Raw genomic sequence first — 23,027 nt, forward strand, 5'->3', positions numbered from 1 at the left:
CCGTTTCCGGTCCTTGATGTCCAGCGCAACGGCTGGGACCGCCGTCTTTTTCAACATTGCACCGGAGGTAGCACAGATCCGACGCGGCCACGCCCTGCGAAGCCGCTCCGGCGCAGAAGGATCACAATCCGAGCGCAATCACCGAGATGCTGGCGATGAACAGGCTCATGGAGGCGAAGGCGGCGAGATCACGAACGAAATCAGTCATAATTGGCTCCTTTCCGCTATTGTTTTTCTTTTGTTCTTTTTTTGTTCCATAGTCAAGCAAGGCCGCATAAAAGATCCCGCAATTCAACGCTCATGGTTAATACCCGGCAGTCCACGCGGGGTGTGAAACTGTGATGCGGCCGAACTGAAGGCGCCGGGACCGCCTCCGTTCAGGTCCGACGCGAACCGGGGCGTCAAATGAGCGTTTGTTCTCTTTTTGTTCTTTACAGCCTGATGATGTTGCGCCATCCTCTGTGAGCAATGGGAGGACGCTCATGTTCAGCATCGAGGAACTCACCGACTTTATCGTCGAGGCGAAATCGAAGACCTATGCCGGCGACGGCGCGGCACTTCCCGCCAGCAGGCCCGGCGCGCGCGATATTGGGCACCAGCGCGGTGCGTGGCGTTATCTCGACAGCTATTTCGGTGGAACGGATTTTGCCGGTCAGGAAGCGGTTTGGCACGATGGCAAACCGCGCTGGGCGATGAATTATTTCGGCCGCATCACCCGTCCGGACCTGATCGATGCGCGACGGGCGGGCGCCGTCATCAAGGCGGCATTGCAGACGATGTACCACGACAAGCGCCATTTCCTCGGCGGCATGGAATACCAGCACGCCTATGGCTGCTACATCGACAGCAGCCGCGGCGGGACCAACCACTTTTCCGGGCGTGAGGTCATTTTCGTCGATGGCGAAGAAGCTTATGAGCTCGATTATCGCGGCGGGCTCATGGTCCCTTGACGCCACCGCAGCGAGCATCTTTTCAGATCGCAACGCGCGCCATGGCACTTCTGATCGCCGCGAAGCGGCGGCGCCTCGAGGCTACTTCAGTTCGACGACCTTTCCGTCCTCGATCGTTACACGGCGGTCCATGAGGGAAGCGAGTTCGTGGTTGTGCGTCGCAATCAGTGCCGCAAGGCCCGACTGGCGCGCCAGCGCCTCCATCGCCTCGAACACATAGCCGGCGGTCTCGGGATCGAGATTGCCGGTCGGCTCATCGGCCAGGAGAACGAGCGGCGCATTGGCCACGGCGCGGGCGATGGCGACACGCTGCTGCTCACCCCCTGAGAGCTCGGCCGGCCGATGGCTGCCACGGTGGCCGATGCGCATATAGTCGAGCAAGGCGGCCGCTCTCTCTGCTGCTTCTGCCTTCGGAAGGCCGGCAATCAGCTGCGGCATCATGATGTTCTCCAGCGCGGAGAATTCCGGCAAGAGATGATGGAACTGATAGACGAAACCGATCTCCTTGCGCCGGATCGCCGTGCGCCGGTCATCGCTGAGCCCGTTGCAAGCCAAGCCGTTCACGACGACTTCGCCCGCGTCCGGGTGCTCGAGCAGGCCGGCGACATGCAGGAGCGTCGACTTGCCGGTCCCGGAGGGCGCCACGAGCGCGACGGTCTCGCCGCTTCGCAGCGTGAAATCTACCCCCTTGAGGATCGGCAGGTAGGTGTCGCCCTCGCCGTAGTGCCGCTCGATGCCGGAGAGCTGCAGTGCCACACGCGCATTCATTTTGCGTTCTTGTCCTTGTTATTCGTACCGCAGGGCCTGCACCGGATCGAGGCGCGAGGCACGCCAAGCCGGGAAGATCGTGGCAAGGAAGGAAAGGGCAATCGCCATGACGACGACGGCGATCGTTTCGTCCGCATTCATATCGGCGGGAAGCTGGCTCAGGAAATAGAGCTCCGGATTGAAGAGCGTCGTCCCCGAGACCCACGAGAAGAACTGGCGAATCGATTCGATATTGAGGCAAACGACGACGCCGAGGAGCACGCCGGCGATCGTGCCGGCAACCCCGATGGCGGCCCCGGTCATGAAGAAGATGCGCATTACCGATCCGGACGTCGCGCCCATCGTTCGGAGGATCGCGATGTCGCTGCCCTTGTCCTTCACCAGCATGATGAGGCCGGAAATGATGTTCAAGGCCGCCACCAGCACGATCAGTGTCAGGATCATGAACATCACGTTGCGCTCGACCTCGAGTGCGGAGAAGAAGGTCTTGTTGCGATCGCGCCAGTCGGTGATGAAGATCTGCCGGCCGGCCGCATCCTCAATAGGCTTGCGCAGGGCATCGACGGCGTCCGGATGCTCGGCGAATATTTCGATCGATTGGACGAGGCCCTCGGCATTGAAGTAGAGCTGCGCCTCCTCGAGCGGCATGAAGACGATCGTTGCGTCATATTCCGACATGCCGATTTCGAAGATCGCCGAGACGGTATAGGCCTTGACACGCGGATTCATGCCCATGGGTGTCACATCGCCATTCGGCGAGGTCAGCGTGATCGTGCCGCCGACACGGATCCCCAGTTGTTCGGCCATGCGCGAACCGATTGCGACACCGCTGCCGGATGCAAAGCCGACCAGATCGCCGGATTGAATGTGCTCGGAGATGGATTTCAGCTTCGAGAGGTCGTCGGCACGGACGCCTCGAACGAGGGCGCCTGTCGACGCGTCACCGTAGCCTTGTGCCAGAACCTGTCCCTCGACCATCGGGATCGCCATGGTCACACCCGGCACCGCCGAAAACTTGGTGGCCAGCTCGGCATAGTTGGTCAGCGGGCCGTCGAGCGGCTGCACGATGATATGACCGTTCATGCCGAGGATGCGGGAAATGAGTTCGGTGCGGAATCCGTTCATCACCGCCATGACGATGATCAGCGTCGCGACACCCAGCATGATGCCGATGAAGGAAAAGCCGGCGATGACCGAGATGAAGGCTTCCTTCCGTCGCGAGCGCAGGTAGCGCCAGGCCACCATACGCTCGAACGCGGAAAAGGGACGGCTGGAAGGCACCCTGGACTGAGCGGCAGCCTGCACCTGGTCTTCCGTCGCCGCAGCCATCTTCGCTTCCTTCGTCCTTTATCTCGTCGCAGCCAGCTTGTTGATCGCGGCTTCGATCGTCATCGTCTCGCGCTCGCCGGTCTTGCGGTCCTTGACCTCGACTTCGCCGTTCGCAACCGAACGCGGTCCGACGATGATCTGAACCGGAACACCAATAAGGTCGGCGGTCGCAAACTTCGCGCCGGCGCGATCATCGGTATCGTCCAGAAGCACGTCGAATCCAGCCTTCCCGAGTCCCGAATAGAGCGTGCCGCTGGCCGCATCGCAAGCGGCATCACCCGCTTTCATGTTGATGACGACGACATCGAACGGGGCGATCGACTTCGGCCAGATGATGCCGTTATCGTCGTGCGACGCCTCGATGATCGCGGGCACCAAACGGGTCGGGCCGATGCCGTAGGAGCCCATGTGCACGGTATGCTCCTTGCCGTCGGGCCCGAGCACCTTCGCACCCATCGCTTCGGAATATTTGGTGCCGAAGTAGAAGATGTGGCCGACCTCGATGCCGCGCGCCGACAGGCGCTCGCCCTCGGGAACAGCGTTAAAGGCCGCTTCGTCGTGCATTTCCGAGGTCGCCGCATAACGCGACGTCCACTTCTCGAAGATCGCCTTCAGGCCGGCGACATCATCGAAATTGGTATCCTCTCCCGGAATGTCGAAACCGAGGAAGTCCTTGTGGCAGAAGACTTCGGACTCACCGGTATCGGCAAGGATGATGAACTCGTGGCTGAGATTGCCGCCGATCGGACCGGTATCGGCGCGCATCGGGATGGCGCGCAGGCCCATGCGGGCAAAGGTGCGCAAATAAGCGGCGAACATCCGGTTGTAGGCATGCTCCGCCCCTTCCCGATCAAGATCGAAGGAATAGGCGTCCTTCATCAGGAACTCGCGCGAGCGCATCGTGCCGAAGCGCGGACGGATCTCGTCACGGAACTTCAACTGAATATGATAGAGATTGAGCGGCAGGTCACGATAGGACTTCACGTAGGAGCGGAAAACGTCCGTGATCATCTCCTCGTTCGTCGGGCCGTAGAGCATCGGCCGGTCCTGCCGATCCTTGATGCGCAGCATCTCCTTGCCGTACGCGTCGTAGCGTCCGCTCTCCTGCCACAACTCCGCCGACTGCAGCGTCGGCATCAGGAGCTCGATCGCGCCCGAACGGTTCTGTTCTTCGCGAATGATCGCGTTGACCTTGTCGAGCACGCGCTTGCCAAGCGGCAGCCATGTGTAGATGCCGGCAGATTGCTGGCGGATCATGCCCGTCCGCAGCATGAGGCGGTGGGAAACGATTTCCGCTTCCTTCGGATTTTCCTTCAAGATGGGCATGAAAAAGCGGGACAGGCGCATGACAGGTTCCAGAACTTGGTGGACTTCGCACTATCGGCGGATTCGGGCGAAATGACGTTGTGCTTCGGCAGCCGTCTTCGCCGGAGCGGGGAGAAACGGCTTTGCCTTACTGAGATCGTACTCTTGAATTTCTCCCCCGACACGGCCGGCGGAAAGCATTTCGAGCTCAGCGTTCATAACCGCTTCGCGCGCGGATGAAAACCCTGCAGTCGCGGGAAGAAAGCTACATAATAGATGGCATTTGACAGGAACTGCGCGGCGTTAGCCTGCGTCAAAAGAGCACGGAAGTAACAGGACAAGGGCGGCTCCTGTCAACGGAAAAAAATTGCCAGACTGTAGCAAAAATGCAAAAAAAGCAGATGACAGCGCCCAATGTTTGAGCTAATTTCGGCTCACAAAACAGGCAAGAAGACCAAATTCTTGCCGAAATTCGCGGTCAAGTCTTGGGAGGATAAGATCTTAGGCGCGCTCGTTCGCTGCCGCCGGAAACGGATTAAAGATCACGCGAAACTTAGAAAACAAGGCTTTACGCCTTGTTTTTTTTTGCTTTTTCGCGATTTTTTCTTTACCGAAGCACTCTTGAAATATGTCAATTCTCCGGCTGTCAAGTCGAGAATTTTTGATTGGAGCCGAGGTTCCCGCGCGAACGCCGGGGTGCATGCCCTTTGGAACCACAAAAGACATCATTCGGCTGCGCCTTCGGCGATGGGCTTTCGCCCGCTGGCATGATTTTTGCTCATCAGAAAATCAAGGTGCGACAGCGTGCTTGCGCGTCTGATAGACGCGCGGCGTTGTAGGGCGTGGCAGCCGTTCAGTAAAATTTCGGTGCGAAGCGCGGGATGGAATCGATCCCGTATCCGAGTTTGACCGAAACGACATACCAACCGAGATGAATGGCAGCAGCGATGACAGTCGTCAGCAGCACGACGCGCAATGCACGAAACCGCGCCGGAGCGCTTTCGACGCTGCCGGGAACGACATCGTTCTCCTCCGCCTGCGTCCGCACTCCGAGCGGCAGAACGGCAAAAAGCGTCAACCACCAGATGATGAAGTAGATGGCAAGGGTCGAAAAAGCGGACATTTCGGGTCTCAAGTCATATCGCTGGATGGGCCTGCAGCGCCGCACGTCTTATCGCAAGGCCAGCGCGTCCGCCTTATAGCGCCACTCAGCCCAACCGGCAAATGACTGCACCGCGCCCGACTGTCACACCTCTTCCAGTTCGATCAGGGTGCCCTGGAAGTCCTTGGGGTGCAGGAACAGGACCGGTTTGCCATGGGCGCCGATTTTCGGGGTTCCATCGCCGAGCACCCGCGCGCCAGCCGCCTTCAACCGGTCGCGAGCCGCTATGATGTCTGCCACTTCATAACAAATGTGGTGCATGCCGCCGGCGGGATTTTTCGAAAGGAAGGCGGCGATCGGGGATGCCTCGCCCAGCGGTTCCAGCAGTTCTACCTTCGTGTTCGGGAGCGCTACGAACACGACCGTAACACCGTGTTCGGGAAGCGCCTGCGGCTCGGTGACGTTCGCACCAAGCGTTGTACGATAGCTCTCAGCCGCCGCGGCCAAATCCGGCACGGCGATCGCCACATGATTTACCCTGCCCAGCATCGAATGCTCCCTTCTCTCGAAGACCAAGGCCGAAGCTCTGTACTGGTTTACGTCGCGTCTTCAGGTGAGAAAATCAGACCTTCGTAACAAAGACTGTGACCACCGGCTTCTTGCCCCACACCTGATTGGAGGTACTGCGCACGGCGCGGCGAACCGCTTCCTGCAGCATGGCGAGGTCCTTGCGCTTTGCCCGAGGAATGCTTTCCACCGCGCCGAGCACGGCGTCGTAGAGCGTATCGCTCATATCCTCGCCCTCGTCGTCGAATTCCGGGAGTCCAATCGGTACGACGACCGGATCACCGAGGAAATCATAGCGGTTGTCGAGCACGACATTGACCGAGACGTGGCCGGCAAAGGAGAGCTTGCGCCGCTCGCCGATGCCCATCTCGTCGAAGTCGCCGATCAGCGTCCCGTCCTTGTAGATGCGACCGTGCGGCGCCTCGTCGATCACTTCCGCAGGGCCGGGCGCCAGGCGCAGCATCTCACCATTGCGCAGCCGCGGCACACTGGCGATTCCGGAATGCAGCGCCAGTTCGGCGTGTGCCGTCAGGTGGGCTGCCTCGCCGTGGACGGGCACGACGATCTGCGGCTTGACCCACTGGTACATCTGCTGCAACTCATTACGCCGCGGGTGGCCGGAAACATGCACCAGCGCCTCGCTGTCAGTGATGATGTGAATGCCCTGCTCGATCAGACCATTCTTGATATCGTTGATCGCCTTCTCGTTGCCCGGAATGGTGCGCGACGAAAAGACGATCGTGTCACCAGCGGAAAACGCCACATTGCGCATCTCATCCCGGGCGATCTTGGCGAGCGCTGCCCGCGGCTCACCTTGGCTGCCGGTCAGGATCACGACGACCTTGTCGCGTGGAATATAGCCGAACTCGTCCTCCGCCAGAAACGGCTTCAGCCCTTCCATCAGGCCGAGGTCCCTCGCCACGTCCACCACGCGTTTCATCGAACTGCCGAGCAGAAGAACCTCCCTGCCCGCGGCCTCCGCCGCTTCGGCAACGGAGCGAATGCGGCCGACATTCGAGGAGAACGTGGTGATGCCGACACGCCCCTCGGCATCGGCGATGATCTTGGCCAGGCTTTCGGAAACCTGCCGTTCGGAAGGCGAAACGCCATCGCGAAGTGCGTTGGTGGAGTCGCAGACGAGCGCCAACACCCCTTCCTCACCGATCTGGCGGAAACGCGCCTCGTCCGTGATCGGTCCGAGCGACGGCTCGAGATCGATCTTCCAGTCGCCCGTGTGCACAACGGTGCCGAGCGCCGTTCGGATAACGAGTGACATCGGCTCGGGGATCGAATGGTTGACCCCGACTGCCTCGATGCTGAAGGGGCCGATATTGATCCGGTCTCCCTGCTTGAAGATCGTGATCGGAATTTCGCCGCGGCTCTTTTCGAAATCACGCTTGGCCTCAAGCATGCCGGCTGTAAAGGGCGAGGCATAGACGGGAACGTTGAGACCTGGCCAAAGGTCGTTCAGCGCACCATAGTGGTCTTCATGCGCATGCGTGATGATGATCGCCTTCAGATTGCGGCGCTCCTCAGCAAGGAAAGCGATATCCGGCAAGACCAGTTCGACGCCGGGCAATTCCGGACCGGGAAACGTCACGCCGCAATCGAACATGATCCACTGGCGGTTGCCCGGCCGGCCGTAGCCATAAAGGCCAAGGTTCATGCCTATTTCGCCGACGCCGCCGAGCGGCAAGAACACCAGTTCTTCTTCCTGCGCCATATCTTTGCGCGCCCCTATTCTTCAATCATCCAAAAAATACATCACCGGCGGCAATCGCCTGCTGCGTGCCGGCGCCCGTGTCGAGCAACAACCGGCCGTCCTGATCAATACCGGCAAAGCGGCCCGAAAGCGACCGATCCGGAAGGTTGACGGTGATCGTCTCGCCGATCCCGCGCGCCGCCGAACGCCAGAGCTCGATGACCCTGGCGACGCCCGCCCCGTGATCCCAGAGCGCGAGCACCTCGGCCACCGCGAGAAAAAGGTGTGCAAACAGTTCTTCCGGCGACGCCGACGCCCCTTCACGGCGAAGAGATGTCGCGGGATAGAGGGCTCCCTCCGGCGCGACACCGACATTCACCCCGATGCCGATGACCAGTGCCCGGCGGCCATCGGCGAGCTCCTCTCCCTCAAGAAGAATGCCGCATACCTTCTTGCCATCGACGAGGATGTCATTCGGCCACTTGATCTCAACCGGCGCTGCGGCCGGCGGCATCACGGTCCGGATCGCGCGATGCGCGGCCACCGCGACGGCAAGTGGCAGGGAATGCAAGCGCGCGATCGGCGCCGGATCGATGAGAAGCAGCGATGCGTAGAGGTTGCCGGGTTCGGAAACCCATGCACGGCCTCGACGGCCGCGGCCGCCCGTCTGGCGCCCGGCAGTGATCCAGAGGTTGCCCGGATCACCTTCGCGCGCCTTCGCCAGGCACTCGCTGTTGGTCGAGACGGTCTCGGCGAGCGCGACGTGCCGGAAATCGTCAGGCGAAATCCGGCCGCCGCCCTTCCCGCCGGTCAAAAGAAGGTCCGGGCCGCAGCTTCCGCGGCGCTTCCGAGCGGTCCGCCGATCAGCACGTATCCGAGAACGAACAGACCGGAGAGGCCGAAGACAAGACGCAGCTCGCCGGCAGTGCGCGCGAATTCACCCTTGGCCTCATCGAACCACATGACCTTGATGACCCGCAGGTAATAATAGGCACCGACGACGGACGCGAGCACGCCGATGATCGCGAGCGCGTAGAGATGCGCTTCGATTGCGGCGACGAACACGAAATACTTCGCGAAGAAACCTGCAAGCGGCGGGATGCCTGCCAGCGAGAACATCAGGACCGTCAGAACCGACGCCATGAACGGATTGGTCTGCGAGAGGCCGGCAAGGTCATCGATATTCTCGACGTACTCGCCTTCCTTGCGGCGCATCGCCAGAATGCAGGCGAAGGTGCCGAGCGTCATGATCATGTAGATCAGCATATAGAGGATCACGCCGCGCACCCCGGCCATCGAGCCGGCCGCAAGACCGACCAGGGCATAACCCATATGACCGATCGAGGAATAGGCCATCAGCCGCTTGATGTTCCTCTGGCCGATTGCCGCGAAAGCACCGAGCAGCATGGAAGCGATCGAGATGAAGACGACGATCTGCTGCCAGTCCGCCACCACCGGTTCGAAGGCGTTGATGACGATGCGGACGAGGATCGACATCGCCGCCACCTTCGGTGCGGCTGCGAAGAAGGCGGTAACCGGCGTCGGTGCACCCTCATAGACGTCCGGGGTCCACATGTGGAAAGGAACTGCGGAAATCTTGAAGGCAAGGCCTGCGAGGATGAAGACCAGGCCGAAAACGAGGCCCAGCGAACGGCCTTCCGCCGTCAGCGCCGCGGCGATCTCGTCGAAGCCGGTATGACCGGTGAAGCCGTAGACCAGCGACATGCCGTAAAGCAGCATGCCCGACGACAGGGCGCCGAGAACGAAGTATTTCAACCCGGCTTCGGTCGAACGGACGCTATCACGATTGATCGCCGCCACGACGTAGAGCGCCAGCGACTGCAGTTCCAACGACAGATAGAGCGAGATCAGGTCGTTGGCGGAGATCATCAGCAGCATGCCGAGGGTCGCCAGCACCAACAGAACCGGAAACTCGAAGCGATCGATCTGCGCCGAACGAGCATGCCCGACGGTCATCACCATCGCAGTAATCGAGCCGATCAGGGCCAGGACCTTCATGAACCTGGCGAAAGGATCGGAAAGGAAGGCGCCGCCATAGGCCTCACCCTCGCCCGTCTTCAGGACGAGCCACAGCCCGGCAATGATCAGCAGGGCGACGGCAAGTCCGGTTACCGTCGACGTGGCCGACCTTTCGCTCGAAAAGACGCCGATCATCAACAGAACCATCGCGCCGACCGCGAGGATCAGCTCGGGAACCGAGAGTTGCAGGCTTGCAAAGAGGGTTTCAGCAGTCATGTCCAGTCACGTCCTGTGGTCATTGCACCGAAAGCGCAACGTCTTGCGCTGCCTGCAGGGCTGCGGAGTAATTGTTGACGAGCAGATCCACGGAGGCCGCGGTCGCATCGAAGACCGGTGCCGGATAGACACCGAAGAAGATCGTCAGGATCACCAGCGGATAGAGGATAAGCTTCTCACGTGCCGAGAGATCGAGCAGCGCCTTCAGGCTTTCCTTCTCGAGCGCACCAAAGATCACCCGACGATAGAGCCAGAGGGCATAGGCGGCCGAGAGAATGACGCCGCTGGTCGCGAAGAAGGCTACCCACGTATTGGCACGGAAGGCGCCCACCAGCGTCAGCACTTCGCCGATGAAGCCCGAGGTGCCGGGAAGTCCGACGTTCGCCATGGTGAAGACCATGAAGGCGACCGCATATTTCGGCATGTTGTTGACGAGGCCGCCATAGGCAGCGATCTCGCGGGTATGCAGCCGGTCATAGACGACGCCGACGCAAAGGAAGAGAGCGCCCGAGACGACGCCGTGCGACAGCATCTGGAAGATGGCGCCCTGCACGCCCTGCGTATTGGCGGCGAACGTACCCATGGTCACATAGCCCATGTGCGCCACCGAGGAATAGGCGATCAGCTTCTTGATGTCGGTCTGCATCATCGCCACCAGCGAGGTGTAGATGATCGCGATAATCGACAACGTGAAGACGAACGGCGCGAAATAGTCCGACGCGAGCGGGAACATCGGCAGCGAGAAGCGCAGGAACCCGTATCCGCCGAGCTTCAGGAGGATGCCGGCCAGGATGACCGAACCTGCGGTCGGCGCCTGGACGTGCGCGTCCGGAAGCCAGGTGTGGACCGGCCACATCGGCATCTTCACCGCGAAAGAGGCGAAGAAGGCGAGCCACAACCAGGTCTGCATTCCCCGCGGGAACTTGTAGGCAAGCAGTTCGGTGATGTCGGTCGTGCCGGCCTGCCAGTACATCGCCATGATGGCGAGCAGCATCAGCACCGAGCCCAGCAGCGTGTAGAGGAAGAACTTGTAGCTCGCATAGACGCGATCCCTGCCGCCCCAGACGCCGATGATGATGAACATCGGAATGAGGCCGGCCTCGAAGAAGACGTAGAAGAGCACGATGTCGAGCGAAACGAAGACGCCGAGCATAAGCGTTTCCAGGATCAGAAACGCAATCATGTATTCCTTCAGGCGCTTCTCGATCGTGAGCCAGCTCGCCAGCACGCAGAACGGCATCAAGAGCGCGGTCAGCGGTACGAACAGTACCGAAATGCCGTCGATGCCGAGATGATAGGAGATGCCGGTGCCGAGCCACTCGCGCTTCTCGATCATCTGGAAGCCCGGGTTCGAGGGATCGAACTGATACCAGATGTAGAGCGAGACGGCGAAGGTGAATATCGTCGTCAGCAGCGATACGTTCAGGATGTTGCGGCGGCCGTAGACGCTGTCTTCCCTTGTCAGCAAGAGAAGCAGAACGCCGACGAGCGGCATGAAGGTGACCGCGGAAAGTACGGGCCAATCGGTCATCAGAAGGAACTCCCGAGCATCATCCATGTAACGAGCGCAGCGATGCCGATCAGCATGGCGAACGCGTAGTGATAAAGGTAACCGGTCTGCATCCGCACAACGCGATCGGTCACATCGAGGACACGCGCCGCAACACCATTCGGTCCAAAGCCGTCGATCACCCGGCCGTCACCCTCCTTCCAGAGGAACGTGCCGAGACGCTTCGCGGTGCGCACGAAGAGGAAATCGTAGAGCTCGTCGAAATACCACTTGTTGAGCAGGAACTGGTAGAGACCGCGGTGCTGATTGGCGAGGTACTTCGGCGTCTCCGGCGAGCGGATGTACATGTACCAGGCGGTGTAGAGGCCGAGCGCCATGGCCACGAACGGGCTCCACCGCACCCATAGCGGAACGTGGTGGTATTCCTCGAGAATTTCGTTTTCCGGCAGCGTGAAGAGAGAGCCCTGCCAGAACTCGACGTAGTGATGGCCGAAGAAATAATCGTGGAACAGGAAGCCCGCGACGAGCGCGCCGGCGGCCAGGATATAAAGCGGCACCAACATCACCTGCGGAGATTCATGGACGTGATGCATGACGTCCGAGGAAGCCCGCGGTCTGCCGTGGAAGGTCATGAAGGTCAGGCGCCACGAATAGAAGCTCGTGAACAGAGCGGCGATCACCAGAAGGATGAAGGCGAAGGTGGAGACGGCACTATGCGAGGCGAAGGTCGACTCAATGATCGCATCCTTCGAGAAGAAGCCGGCGGTACCGAAGACGGTTCCCGGGATGCCGACGCCGGTCAGCGCAATCGTGCCGATGAACATCATCCAGTAGGTGACCGGAATGTGCGTGCGCAAGCCACCCATGTAGCGCATGTCCTGCTCGCCATCGACGGCGTGGATCACTGAACCGGCACCAAGGAACAGGAGCGCCTTGAAAAAGGCGTGCGTGAAGAGGTGGAAAATAGCGGCGCCATAGGCGCCGACGCCGAGAGCCACGAACATGTAGCCTAGCTGCGAGCAGGTCGAGTAAGCGATGACGCGCTTGATGTCGTTCTGCACCAGGCCGACGGTCGCGGCAAAGAAGGCCGTGATGGCGCCGATCAGGGTTACGACGGTCAGCGCATCCGGCGACAGCTCGAACAGCGGCGACATGCGCGCGACGAGGAATACACCGGCGGTGACCATGGTTGCGGCGTGGATGAGGGCCGACACCGGCGTCGGGCCTTCCATGGCGTCCGGAAGCCAGGTGTGCAGCAGGAACTGTGCCGACTTGCCCATCGCACCCATGAAGAGCAGCAGGCAGGCGGCCGTCACGGCATTCGCCTTGTCGAGTTGCATGCCGAAGAGCGTGATGACGGCTTCCCCGGCCTCGGCGCCTTCGGCCGGCAGGTAGCTCTGCGCGGCAGCGAAAACGGTTTCGAGATTGATCGAACCGAAGAGCACGAAGACCAGGAAGATGCCGAGCGAGAAGCCGAAGTCACCGACGCGGTTGACGATGAAGGCCTTGATCGCTGCAGCGTTGGCCGAAGGTTTCTTGTACCAGAAGCCGATCAGCAGATAGGACGCAAGGCCCACGCCTTCCCAGCCGAAGAACATCTGCAAGAGGTTGTCCGACGTGATCAGCATCAGCATCGCAAAGGTGAAGAGCGACAGATAGGCGAAGAAGCGCGGCCGGTTCGGGTCATGATGCATGTATCCGATCGAATAGACGTGCACCAGCGACGAGACCGTGTTGACGACCACGAACATCACGGCCGTCAGCGTGTCGACCCGGAAGGCCCATTCGACGTCGAAGCTGCCGGACTGGATCCAGCGCAACACGGAAACCTTGATCATCTCCTCTTCGCCGAGCGCGACGTTGAAGAAAACAAGCCAGGACAGCGCGACCGCGACGAGCATCAGGCCGGTGGTCACATATTCGGATGCCTTGGCACCGATCTGCGTGCCGAGAAGACCAGCAATGAGAAAGCCGATCAGAGGCAGAAAGACGATAGCCTTGATAATGGTGTCCATAGCCCAATCAGCCCTTCATCATGTTGACGTCTTCGACGGCGATCGAGCCGCGGTTGCGATAGAAGACGACGAGAATTGCAAGCCCGATGGCCGCCTCGGCGGCCGCCACGGTCAGAATGAACAGCGCGAAGACCTGGCCGGTGATGTCGTTGAGGAAGGCCGAGAAGGCCACCATGTTGATGTTGACCGAGAGCAGGATGAGTTCCACCGACATCAGGATGATGATGACGTTCTTCCGGTTGAGAAAGATGCCGAAGACGCCGAGCGTGAACAGGATGGCGCTGACGGTCAGATAGTGGGAAATTCCGATTTCCATGTTGTAGTTCCTCGACCTCGCGTCCGGATTAGATGCCCTGCCCGGGCTTGACCGTGACCACCTCGACGGCGGTCTCGGGTGCGCGGGCAACCTGCCGCGGAATGTCCTGGCGCTTGATGTTCTGGCGGTGGCGCAGTGTCAGCACGATGGCGCCGATCATGGCGACGAGCAGCACGAGCCCTGCGATCTGGAAGAAGTAGATGTAATGCGTGTAGAGAACGTCGCCGAGTGCGGCCGTATTGGTCCGCTCGTTAACCGGCGGGATCGGCATCGCGATGCCCTTGGCGATTTCCGGCGAGAACGTCGCTCCGCCGACGACGATGATGAGCTCGGCCGCAAGGATCAAGCCGATCAGCGCGCCGATCGGCGCATATTCGAGCACACCCGCACGCAGCTCCGCGAAATCGATGTCGAGCATCATCACGACGAACAGGAACAGAACCGCTACCGCGCCGACATAGACGACGAGCAGGATCATTGCCAGGAACTCGGCCCCCGTCAGCAGGAAGAGCCCCGCCGCGTTGAAGAAGGTCAGGATCAGGAACAGAACCGAATAAACCGGGTTCTTCGACGCAATGACCATGAATGCCGATGCCACCGCAATGAAGGCAAAGAGATAGAAAAAAAGAACCTGCAGACCCATGATCGGTGCCTTTTTCGTCTTGCTCGGCGTGAAGGCGCCTGCCTCCACTCCACGGGCAAAGCCGGACACGGTCCGGCCAGCGCCCAATACCTGTTTCACATGCGCCGCCCTCAAGCGGCGCGATACAGCGTCACGCAGATAGCCTCAGCGGTAGGGCGAGTCCATCGCGATGTTGCGCGCGATTTCCCGTTCCCACCGGTCGCCGTTGGCGAGCAGCTTTTCCTTGTCGTAGTAAAGCTCTTCGCGCGTTTCGGTGGCGAATTCGAAGTTCGGCCCTTCGACAATGGCGTCGACCGGACAGGCTTCCTGGCAGAACCCGCAATAGATGCACTTCACCATGTCGATGTCGTAGCGCACCGTGCGGCGCGTGCCGTCGTTACGGCGCGGGCCTGCCTCGATGGTGATTGCCTGGGCAGGACAGATCGCTTCGCACAGCTTGCAGGCGATGCAGCGCTCTTCCCCGTTCGGATAACGGCGGAGCGCATGCTCGCCGCGGAAACGCGGGCTGACCGGTCCTTTTTCGAAGGGATAGTTCACCGTCGCCTTCGGCCTGAAGAAATAGCGCATCGACAAAAAGAACGCGCCGACGAATTCCTTGAGGAACAGCGAGCTGACGGCTTGCGAAAGACCGGCCATCATTTACCTCCAAACTTGCCGGCCTCAGAGACGCCGGCGGTATGCAGCGAAGCCCGAGCGGACATCAAGCCCACCCCATCAGCTTCAAAACGAATGCGACGATGACGACCATGCCGAGCGAGAGCGGAAGGAAGACCTTCCAGCCGAGGCGCATCAACTGGTCGTAGCGATAACGCGGCACGAAGGCCTTGACCATCGCGAACATGAAGAACACCAACGAGGCCTTGAGCACAAACCAGACAATGCCCGGGACCCAGTTCAGGAACCACACGTCGAGCGGGGGAAGCCAGCCACCGAGGAACAGGATCGTCGTCAGCGCGCACATCAGGCAGATCGCCGCGTATTCGCCGAGCATGAACATCATATACGGGGTCGAGCCGTATTCGACCATGAAGCCGGCAACGAGTTCGGATTCGGCTTCGGGCAGATCGAACGGCGGACGGTTCGTCTCGGCAAGCGCCGAGATGAAGAACACGATGAACATCGGGAAGAGCGACAGCCAATGCCAGTCAAGGAAGGAAGCCGGCAGGCCGATCATCGTTCCAAGACCGTCGGTCTGCGCGGTGACGATGTCCGACAGGTTGAGCGAGCCAACGCAAAGCAGAACCGTGACGATGACAAAGCCAATCGAGACTTCGTAGGACACCATCTGCGCCGCGGAACGCAAGGCACCGAGGAAGGGATACTTCGAGTTTGATGCCCAGCCGCCCATGATGATGCCATAAACTTCGAGAGAAGATATGGCGAAGACGAAGAGGATACCGACGTTGATGTCCGCGATCACCCAGTTCGCGTTGAGCGGAATGACCGCCCAGGCAGCAAGCGCAAGCGTCACCGAGACCAGCGGCGCAAGAAGGAAGATCGTCTTGTTTGCGCCTGCCGGAATGACCGGCTCCTTGAAAACGAACTTCAGGAGGTCGGCGAAGGACTGAAACAATCCCCAGGGACCGACGACGTTCGGGCCGCGGCGAAGCTGAACGGCAGCCCAGATTTTGCGGTCGGCCAGCAGAATGTAGGCGATGAAGACCAGCAGCGCGACCAGCAGCAGCAGCGACTGGGCGATGATGATGGCCGCGGGCCAAACATAGGTCGAAACGAAAGCGTCCATGATGCTCTATTCCCTCGCGCTCATTCCGCCGCAGCTTTGAAATTGTTGCGTGCCAAAGCCGAGCATTCGGCCATCACGGCGGATGCGCGCGCTATCGGGTTCGTCAAATAGAAGTCTTTGACCGGAGACGCAAACGCGGATTTTGCCATCTCACCTGCTTTTTGCGCGAGTGCGGCAATTTCATCGCTGTTGCCGGCCGCGATCGCATCGATCTCCGCGAAATGCGGATGCGCCGCGTAGAGCTTCGCACGCAATTCGCCAAGCGAATCAAAGGGCAACTTACGCCCGAGCACATCGGAAAGCGCGCGGATGATGGCCCAGTCTTCGCGTGCATCCCCCGGGGCGAAGCCGGCGCGGCTGCCGACCTGTACCCGGCCTTCGGTGTTCACCCAGGTCCCGGACTTTTCCGTGTAGGTTGCGCCCGGCAGAATGACGTCAGCCGCATGCGCGCCGTTGTCACCATGCGAACCGATATAAACCGTGAAGCCGGCTTTGCGCGTCGAAAGATCGATCTCATCCGCACCGAGCAGGAACAGCACCTCGGCGCTGCCGACCATTTCCGCTGCCGGCTTGCCGTCGTTGCCGGGAACGAAGCCAAGATCGAGACCGCCGACGCGCGAGGCCGCGGTGTGAAGAACGGCAAAGCCATTCCAGTCCGCACCGAGCGCGCCAACCGCGACTGCGAGCTTTGCCGCGTTGGCGAGGACGGCCGCCCCGCCCTCCCCTGCCAGCGCGCCTTGGCCGACGATGATCAGCGGCCGCTCGGCCTTCTTCAAGGTCGCGAAGAACTTGGCCTTGCCGGAAAGAACCTCGGCAAGCGTTTCGCTGCCTGCGCCGAGATATTCATACTCATACCGCAACTCGCTCTGTTCGCCGATCACGGCGATCGGGAAATTGCCCATGCGATAGCGCTTGCGGATGCGCGCATTGAGCACGGACGCTTCGAAGCGCGGATTGGAGCCGATGATAAGCAGCGCATCGGCGTTTTCGATACCCTGGATCGTCGGGTTGAAGATGTAGCTGGCGCGGCCGAGCGACGGGTCGAGCGCGGCACCGTCCTGTCGGCAGTCGATATTCGCCGAGCCGAGCGACGTGACGAGTTCCTTCAGCGCGTACATTTCCTCGACGGAAGCGAGGTCGCCGGCGATCGCACCGATCTTGTCGCCCGAGGTGCTCGCCACGGCAGCCTTGATCGCCTGGAACGCATCGCTCCAGCTGGCAGGCTGAAGACGGCCATCCTTCTTGACGTAGGGACGGTCGAGGCGCTGTGTCTTCAGGCCATCCCAGATGAAGCGGGTCTTGTCGGAAATCCACTCCTCGTTGATGTCCTCGTTGACGCGCGGCATGATGCGCATCACTTCGCGGCCGCGTGTGTCGACGCGGATCGCCGAGCCAAGCGCGTCCATGACGTCGATCGACTCAGTCTTGTTCAGTTCCCAGGGACGGGCCGTGAAGGCGAAGGGCTTCGAGGTCAGGGCGCCGACCGGGCAGAGGTCCACGACATTGCCCTGCAGCTCGGAGGTCATCGCCTGTTCGAGATAGGTGGTGATCTCTGCATCCTCACCGCGACCGATAAGGCCAAGCTCGGCAATGCCTGCGACCTCCGTGGTGAAGCGGACGCAGCGCGTGCAGTGGATGCAGCGGTTCATCACCGTCTTCACCAGCGGCCCGATGTACTTGTCCTCGACCGCGCGCTTGTTTTCCTGATAGCGCGACGAGTCGATGCCGAAGGCCATGGCCTGGTCCTGCAGGTCGCACTCACCGCCCTGATCGCAGATCGGGCAGTCGAGCGGATGGTTGATCAGCAGGAATTCCATAACGCCTTCGCGCGCCTTCTTGACCATCGGCGTGGTCGTGAAGACTTCCGGCACCTCGCCATTCGGGCCGGGGCGCAGATCGCGCACGCCCATGGCGCAGGAGGCCGCCGGCTTCGGCGGTCCGCCCTTCACCTCGACCAGACACATGCGGCAGTTGCCGGCGACCGAAAGCCGCTCGTGGAAACAGAAGCGCGGAACCTCGGCGCCGGCCTCTTCACACGCCTGCAACAGGGTGAAATGATCCGGGACCTCGATGTCTTTTCCGTCGACTTTCAGCTTTGCCATCTTCGCACTCAATCCTGTCTTCCGTCCGCCTGCCCCTCGGCGGCAGACAATTCCTTTACAGCCATGCGGCTTGCCGGCGATGGCCGCTGAGGGTCATCGCCTCTCAATCCTTCATCACGCGCCCTTGAGCGCCTTCGCCTGCCCTACCCAGTCGTCGCGCAGGATCCGGCCATCGAAGCCGAGTTCCTTATCCAGCCGAGCTACGTCCGCCTCGCTCCAGCCAGCGATGTCGGCGAAGCGGCGAATGCCCCTGGCGTTCAAGACCTGCTCGAGCTTTGGACCGATGCCGGAAATCCGCTTGAGGTCATCGCCAGCATCCTGCTTCGCAGTCTTGGCCGGCGCCTTCGCCTTTGCTTTAGGCTTGGCTACCTTCGAAGACCGCGCAACGCCGGGAGCGGGCGAGGCTTCCGGAACTGGCGGAACCGCCCGCTTGGCCGGCGCAGCCGTACGCTTGGGCTCGGCGACTTCCGGCTGCTGCGGCGCCGGGGTGCCTTTCTGCATCGCACCGACCGCGCCCTGCATGGCGCCGACCATGATGCCGGCGATGTGGCTCGATAGGCCGAAACCAAGCGCCGTTGCGGCCGCGACGGCCGCCGTCGGATGCGCCATCAGCGGGTGCAGCGGAAGGTGCGGCATGTTCGTCATCCATTCGGCCATGCCGAACGGATCGGCCGGGTCGACGCCGAGGGATCGCGCAAATGGAATGACTACGGCCCTTTCCATGCTCTCTCCGTCCTTACGTGTCCCGGCCATCGGTCGTTACTCCGCTGCTTCGAGCACCGCGCCGTGGGACGTCGCGTTGCGTGTGTATTCGTCGATACGTTTTTCGATCTCCGGACGGAAGTTGCGGATGAGGCCCTGGACCGGCCAGGCCGCCGCATCGCCGAGTGCACAGATTGTGTGGCCCTCGATCTGCTTCGTTACGTCGAAAAGCATGTCGATCTCGCGCTTCTGCGCGCGGCCCTGCACCATGCGTTCCATCACGCGCCACATCCAGCCCGTGCCCTCACGGCACGGCGTGCATTGGCCGCAGCTCTCGTGCTTGAAGAATGCCGAGATGCGGGCGATCGCCTTGATGATGTCGGTGGACCTGTCCATGACGATCGCGGCGGCGGTGCCGAAGGACGACTTCACTTCACGGAGACCGTCGAAGTCCATCGGGCAGTCGATGATGTCTTCGGCCTTCACGACCGGGCACGACGCACCACCCGGAATGACGGCCAAGAGGTTGTCCCAGCCGCCGCGGATGCCGCCTGCGTGCTTTTCGATCAACTCCCGGAAGGTGATGCCCATCGCCTCTTCGACCGTGCACGGCTTGTTGACGTGACCGGAAATCATAAACAGCTTCGTGCCAACATTGTTCGGGCGGCCGATCGAGGAGAACCAGTTGGCGCCACGGCGCAGGATGGTCGGCGCAACCGCGATCGATTCGACGTTGTTGACGGTCGTCGGGCAGCCGTAGAGACCCATGTTCGCCGGGAACGGCGGCTTCAGGCGCGGCTGACCCTTCTTGCCCTCGAGGCTTTCGAGCAATGCGGTTTCTTCGCCGCAGATGTAGGCGCCGGCACCGTGATGGACGAAGATGTCCATGTCCCAGCCGTGTTTGTTGTTCTTGCCGAGTAGACCCGCGTCATAGCACTCGTCGATCGCCGCCTGCAGAGCTTCGCGCTCGCGGATATATTCGCCGCGCACGTAGATGTATGCGGTATGGGCGCCCATGGCGAAGCTCGCGACCAGACAGCCTTCGATCAGCGTGTGCGGATCGTGGCGCATGATGTCGCGGTCCTTGCAGGTGCCGGGCTCCGACTCGTCGGCGTTGACAACCAGATAATGCGGCCGTCCGTCGCTTTCCTTCGGCATGAAGGACCACTTCAGCCCGGTCGGGAAGCCGGCGCCACCGCGACCGCGAAGGCCCGACGCCTTCATTTCGTTGATGATCCAGTCCCGGCCCTTTTCCAGCATCTGCTTGGTGCCGTCCCAATGGCCGCGCGCCATGGCGCCCTTCAGGGACTTGTCCTTGAGGCCGTAGAGATTGGTAAAGATGCGGTCTTCATCTCTTAGCATGGTTCACCTCTTTACCGCGGCTTCTTGCCGAAAACCTTGATGTATTCGGCTTCGCCGCCCTTGGCGAGCGCCTTGGCCTGCTTGACCCAGTCATCGCGCTCGATGCGGCCCTTGAAATTCAGATAGCCGTCGACCCATTCGCGCTCGGCCTTCTTCCAGGAGGCAACCTGCGCAAACGTGAAGATGCCGATCTCGTGCAGGGTGGCCTCGATCTTGGGGCCGACGCCCGAGATCAGCTTGAGGTCGTCGACGGCCACCGGCTTCTCGATACCCGCCGGGCGGTTCTTGTCTTCGAGAGACGGCCGGCCCGCGACTGCGGGCTTGGCCGGCTTGGACTTGTCGACGGTCTCGCCTTCGATCTTGGCGATGGCGGCCGCTTCTTTCTTCGCGGTTACCGGCGTCTTCAATGTCGGATTGGTAACGGCGCTCGCGGTCTTCGCCCTTGCCGCGTTCGCCGGCGGGATGCTGACTGCCGGCTCGCTCGAGGCCTTCTTCGCCCGGCCGGGGTTGGCCGGTGCGGGGCTATTTTCCTTCGCCGGATCCCGCGTCAGCAACGTCGTCGGACCACCAATGGGCGCAGAATAGATGCGATCGACCTGCGGGCCAGGCGTGACTTCTGTGCCCTTGCCTGCTTCGAAACTGTCGATGATCTGTTCCAATCGCTCGGGTGTCAGGTCCTCGAACGTGTCCTTGAAGATCATCACCATCGGCGCGTTGACGCAGGCGCCCTGACATTCGACTTCTTCCCACGACAGTGTGCCGCTCTCGTTCAGAGCGAAGGGCTCCGAGGCGATCTTGCTCTTGCAGACCTTGATCAGGTCCTCGGCGCCGCGCAGCATGCACGGCGTCGTTCCGCAAACCTGCACATGCGCGCGTGTCCCGACGGGTTTCAGCTGAAACTGCGTGTAGAACGTCGCGACTTCGAGAACGCGGATGTAGGGCATGGCAAGCATGTCTGCGACCGACTCGATCGCTGCCTTCGTGACCCAGCCGTCCTGCTCCTGAGCGCGCATCAGCAAGGGAATGACCGCCGACTGCTCGCGGCCCTTCGGATATTTCTTGATCGTTGCCTTGGCCCAGGCCGCATTTGCTTCGTTGAACGCAAAGCTCGCTGGCTGGACAGTGTCTTCGGCTAGTCGACGAACGGACATTCTAGTGGACACCTTATCAGTTAATCGAACCGCACCGCGATTTCGCCACCGAGACGAATTCGCAGGCATAGGCTGACTGGTCTTTCTGCAAAAATACGATGTAGCGCGTGCCGTTGACGACCGCGGCCTTGATCTCATATCCCTTCGACAGGAGCGCGGACATGGAGCCGCTACGCAAAGCCTCGGACGACGCACTGTTCACGTCCTCTTGGGCGAAAGCCGCAGAAGTGAGCGCAAGAGACCCGAGAACGGCAAGCGGCGCCAGACGCATCAGCGGTCTACCTCGCCAAAAACGATATCGAGGGAGCCCAGCACAGCCGAGACGTCGGCGAGCTGGTGTCCGCGACAGATGAAGTCCATGGCCTGCAGATGGGCATAGCCCGGGGCACGAATCTTGCACCGGTACGGCCTGTTCGAACCATCGGAGACGAGATAGACGCCGAACTCGCCCTTCGGCGCTTCGACTGCGGCGTAAACCTCGCCCGCCGGCACGTGGTAGCCCTCGGTATAGAGCTTGAAGTGGTGGATCAATGCTTCCATCGAGCGCTTCATCTCGCCGCGCTTCGGCGGCACGATCTTGCCGTCCATCGACGAGACCGGCCCGGCCTTCGCGTCGCCGAGCAGACGGTTCACGCACTGGCGCATAATCCTCGCCGACTGGCGCATCTCGATCATCCGGATCAGGTAGCGGTCGTAGCAGTCGCCGTTCTTGCCGATCGGGATGTCGAACTCGAGGTCGGAATAGCATTCATAGGGCTGCGCGCGGCGCAGGTCCCAGGCGGCACCCGAGCCGCGCACCATGACGCCGGAAAAGCCCCAGGCCCAGGCATCTTCCAGCTTGACGACGCCGATATCGACGTTGCGCTGCTTGAAGATGCGGTTTCCGGTGAGGAGCTCATCGATATCGTCGACGGTCTTCAGGAACGGATCGATCCACTTGCCGATATCCTCGATCAGCTGATGCGGCAGGTCCTGATGCACGCCGCCCGGACGAATGTAGGCCGAGTGCATGCGGGCGCCGCAGGCGCGCTCGTAGAAGACCATCAGCTTCTCGCGCTCTTCGAACCCCCACAACGGCGGGGTCAGCGCACCGACGTCCATCGCCTGCGTGGTGACGTTGAGGAGATGCGAGAGGATGCGGCCGATTTCCGAATAAAGAACACGGATAAGCTGGCCGCGGATCGGCACTTCCGTGCCCGTCAGTCGCTCCACGGCAAGCGCGAAGGCATGTTCCTGGTTCATCGGCGCGACATAGTCGAGCCGGTCGAAATAGGGGATGGCCTGCAGATAGGTCTTGGTCTCGATCAGCTTTTCGGTGCCGCGATGCAACAGCCCGATATGCGGGTCGACGCGCTCGACGATTTCGCCATCAAGCTCGAGCACCAGGCGAAGAACGCCGTGCGCTGCCGGATGCTGCGGGCCAAAGTTGATGTTGAAGTTGCGGACGTTATGTTCGGTCATACCGATTGCTCCAGGCCGGATGACATCCTCGGCGGATCGTCA

23 protein-coding genes are annotated in these 23,027 nt (G+C 61.1%); 2 read left to right on the forward strand and 21 right to left on the reverse strand.

The window, feature by feature from the left end; genetic code table 11:
- Positions 1-121: 121 nt before the first annotated feature.
- Positions 122-268, reverse strand: a complete 147-nt coding sequence (locus tag QN222_RS17065) for a hypothetical protein (protein WP_283963078.1) — start codon at positions 266-268, stop codon at positions 122-124.
- Positions 269-482: 214 nt separating this feature from the next.
- Here QN222_RS17065 and QN222_RS17070 point away from each other — a divergent pair, with 214 nt between their 5' ends.
- Entirely contained in the window at positions 483-950 is a 468-nt protein-coding gene (locus QN222_RS17070) for a DUF5680 domain-containing protein (RefSeq protein WP_283963079.1), read from the forward strand.
- Positions 951-1,031: 81 nt separating this feature from the next.
- Here QN222_RS17070 and QN222_RS17075 read toward each other — a convergent pair whose 3' ends face one another.
- From QN222_RS17075 to proS, 3 genes are read right to left on the reverse strand one after another with little or no spacing between them, the layout of a single operon-like run.
- On the reverse strand, positions 1,032-1,718 hold the full coding sequence (locus QN222_RS17075; protein WP_153436592.1) for an ABC transporter ATP-binding protein: 687 nt from the start codon (positions 1,716-1,718) through the stop codon (positions 1,032-1,034).
- An 18-nt stretch (positions 1,719-1,736) separates the two neighbouring features.
- Positions 1,737-3,047 carry a lipoprotein-releasing ABC transporter permease subunit gene (locus tag QN222_RS17080; protein ID WP_283963080.1) on the reverse strand — a complete coding sequence of 437 codons (1,311 nt, stop codon included), beginning with the start codon at positions 3,045-3,047 and terminating at the stop codon, positions 1,737-1,739.
- A gap of 18 nt (positions 3,048-3,065) precedes the next feature.
- Positions 3,066-4,394, reverse strand: a complete 1,329-nt coding sequence (proS, locus tag QN222_RS17085; protein ID WP_283963081.1) for a proline--tRNA ligase — start codon at positions 4,392-4,394, stop codon at positions 3,066-3,068.
- 372 nt (positions 4,395-4,766) lie between these two features.
- On the opposite strand from proS, the gene QN222_RS17090 reads away from it, so the two are divergent.
- Positions 4,767-5,123, forward strand: a complete 357-nt coding sequence (locus QN222_RS17090; protein ID WP_283963082.1) for a hypothetical protein — start codon at positions 4,767-4,769, stop codon at positions 5,121-5,123.
- A gap of 82 nt (positions 5,124-5,205) precedes the next feature.
- Here the strand turns inward: QN222_RS17090 and QN222_RS17095 are convergent, their stop codons facing one another.
- The 17 genes from QN222_RS17095 to QN222_RS17175 all read right to left on the reverse strand — a co-directional run bounded on the left by QN222_RS17095 (position 5,206) and on the right by QN222_RS17175 (position 22,985).
- Complete coding sequence (locus QN222_RS17095) at positions 5,206-5,475, reverse strand: DUF1467 family protein (protein WP_283963083.1); 270 nt, start codon at positions 5,473-5,475, stop codon at positions 5,206-5,208.
- Between the two features lie 123 nt (positions 5,476-5,598).
- Entirely contained in the window at positions 5,599-6,003 is a 405-nt protein-coding gene (gene mce / locus QN222_RS17100; protein ID WP_283963084.1) for a methylmalonyl-CoA epimerase, read from the reverse strand.
- Positions 6,004-6,076: 73 nt separating this feature from the next.
- Entirely contained in the window at positions 6,077-7,744 is a 1,668-nt protein-coding gene (locus QN222_RS17105; protein ID WP_283963085.1) for a ribonuclease J, read from the reverse strand.
- 25 nt (positions 7,745-7,769) lie between these two features.
- Positions 7,770-8,537, reverse strand: a complete 768-nt coding sequence (locus QN222_RS17110) for a biotin--[acetyl-CoA-carboxylase] ligase (protein ID WP_283963086.1) — start codon at positions 8,535-8,537, stop codon at positions 7,770-7,772.
- The gene (nuoN, locus tag QN222_RS17115; protein WP_180940780.1) at positions 8,534-9,979 is read right to left on the reverse strand and encodes an NADH-quinone oxidoreductase subunit NuoN; all 1,446 of its coding nucleotides are present in this window, start codon (positions 9,977-9,979) and stop codon (positions 8,534-8,536) included. The genes QN222_RS17110 and nuoN overlap by 4 nt, the downstream gene beginning before the upstream one ends.
- A 19-nt stretch (positions 9,980-9,998) precedes the next feature.
- Positions 9,999-11,510 (reverse strand): NADH-quinone oxidoreductase subunit M, encoded by a 1,512-nt coding sequence (locus QN222_RS17120; RefSeq protein WP_283963087.1) that lies wholly within the window; start codon positions 11,508-11,510, stop codon positions 9,999-10,001.
- Positions 11,510-13,504: an NADH-quinone oxidoreductase subunit L gene (gene nuoL, locus QN222_RS17125; RefSeq protein ID WP_283963088.1), complete on the reverse strand. Its 1,995-nt coding sequence runs from the start codon at positions 13,502-13,504 to the stop codon at positions 11,510-11,512. Before nuoL ends, QN222_RS17120 begins: the two co-directional genes overlap by 1 nt.
- 7 nt (positions 13,505-13,511) lie before the next feature.
- Positions 13,512-13,820 carry an NADH-quinone oxidoreductase subunit NuoK gene (gene nuoK / locus QN222_RS17130; protein WP_180940777.1) on the reverse strand — a complete coding sequence of 103 codons (309 nt, stop codon included), beginning with the start codon at positions 13,818-13,820 and terminating at the stop codon, positions 13,512-13,514.
- A gap of 28 nt (positions 13,821-13,848) precedes the next feature.
- The gene (locus tag QN222_RS17135) at positions 13,849-14,463 is read right to left on the reverse strand and encodes an NADH-quinone oxidoreductase subunit J (protein ID WP_283963100.1); all 615 of its coding nucleotides are present in this window, start codon (positions 14,461-14,463) and stop codon (positions 13,849-13,851) included.
- 144 nt (positions 14,464-14,607) lie between these two features.
- Positions 14,608-15,099: an NADH-quinone oxidoreductase subunit NuoI gene (gene nuoI / locus QN222_RS17140; RefSeq protein WP_026612510.1), complete on the reverse strand. Its 492-nt coding sequence runs from the start codon at positions 15,097-15,099 to the stop codon at positions 14,608-14,610.
- A 64-nt stretch (positions 15,100-15,163) separates the two neighbouring features.
- Positions 15,164-16,207 carry an NADH-quinone oxidoreductase subunit NuoH gene (gene nuoH / locus QN222_RS17145; protein ID WP_283963089.1) on the reverse strand — a complete coding sequence of 348 codons (1,044 nt, stop codon included), beginning with the start codon at positions 16,205-16,207 and terminating at the stop codon, positions 15,164-15,166.
- Positions 16,208-16,227: 20 nt separating this feature from the next.
- Positions 16,228-18,309, reverse strand: a complete 2,082-nt coding sequence (gene nuoG / locus QN222_RS17150) for an NADH-quinone oxidoreductase subunit NuoG (RefSeq protein ID WP_283963090.1) — start codon at positions 18,307-18,309, stop codon at positions 16,228-16,230.
- Between the two features lie 114 nt (positions 18,310-18,423).
- Positions 18,424-19,062, reverse strand: a complete 639-nt coding sequence (locus tag QN222_RS17155) for an NADH:ubiquinone oxidoreductase (protein ID WP_283963091.1) — start codon at positions 19,060-19,062, stop codon at positions 18,424-18,426.
- 6 nt (positions 19,063-19,068) lie between these two features.
- Positions 19,069-20,373, reverse strand: coding sequence for an NADH-quinone oxidoreductase subunit NuoF (gene nuoF, locus QN222_RS17160; protein ID WP_283963092.1), 1,305 nt, complete (start codon positions 20,371-20,373; stop codon positions 19,069-19,071).
- Between the two features lie 11 nt (positions 20,374-20,384).
- Positions 20,385-21,524 (reverse strand): NADH-quinone oxidoreductase subunit E, encoded by a 1,140-nt coding sequence (locus tag QN222_RS17165; protein ID WP_283963093.1) that lies wholly within the window; start codon positions 21,522-21,524, stop codon positions 20,385-20,387.
- Positions 21,525-21,540: 16 nt separating this feature from the next.
- Positions 21,541-21,795: a hypothetical protein gene (locus QN222_RS17170; protein ID WP_283963094.1), complete on the reverse strand. Its 255-nt coding sequence runs from the start codon at positions 21,793-21,795 to the stop codon at positions 21,541-21,543.
- Positions 21,795-22,985 (reverse strand): NADH-quinone oxidoreductase subunit D, encoded by a 1,191-nt coding sequence (locus QN222_RS17175; RefSeq protein ID WP_283963095.1) that lies wholly within the window; start codon positions 22,983-22,985, stop codon positions 21,795-21,797. The genes QN222_RS17170 and QN222_RS17175 overlap by 1 nt, the downstream gene beginning before the upstream one ends.
- Positions 22,986-23,027: the final 42 nt, after the last annotated feature.

The organism is Sinorhizobium sp. 6-70 (genome assembly GCF_030124375.1).
GTDB lineage: Bacteria > Pseudomonadota > Alphaproteobacteria > Rhizobiales > Rhizobiaceae > Sinorhizobium.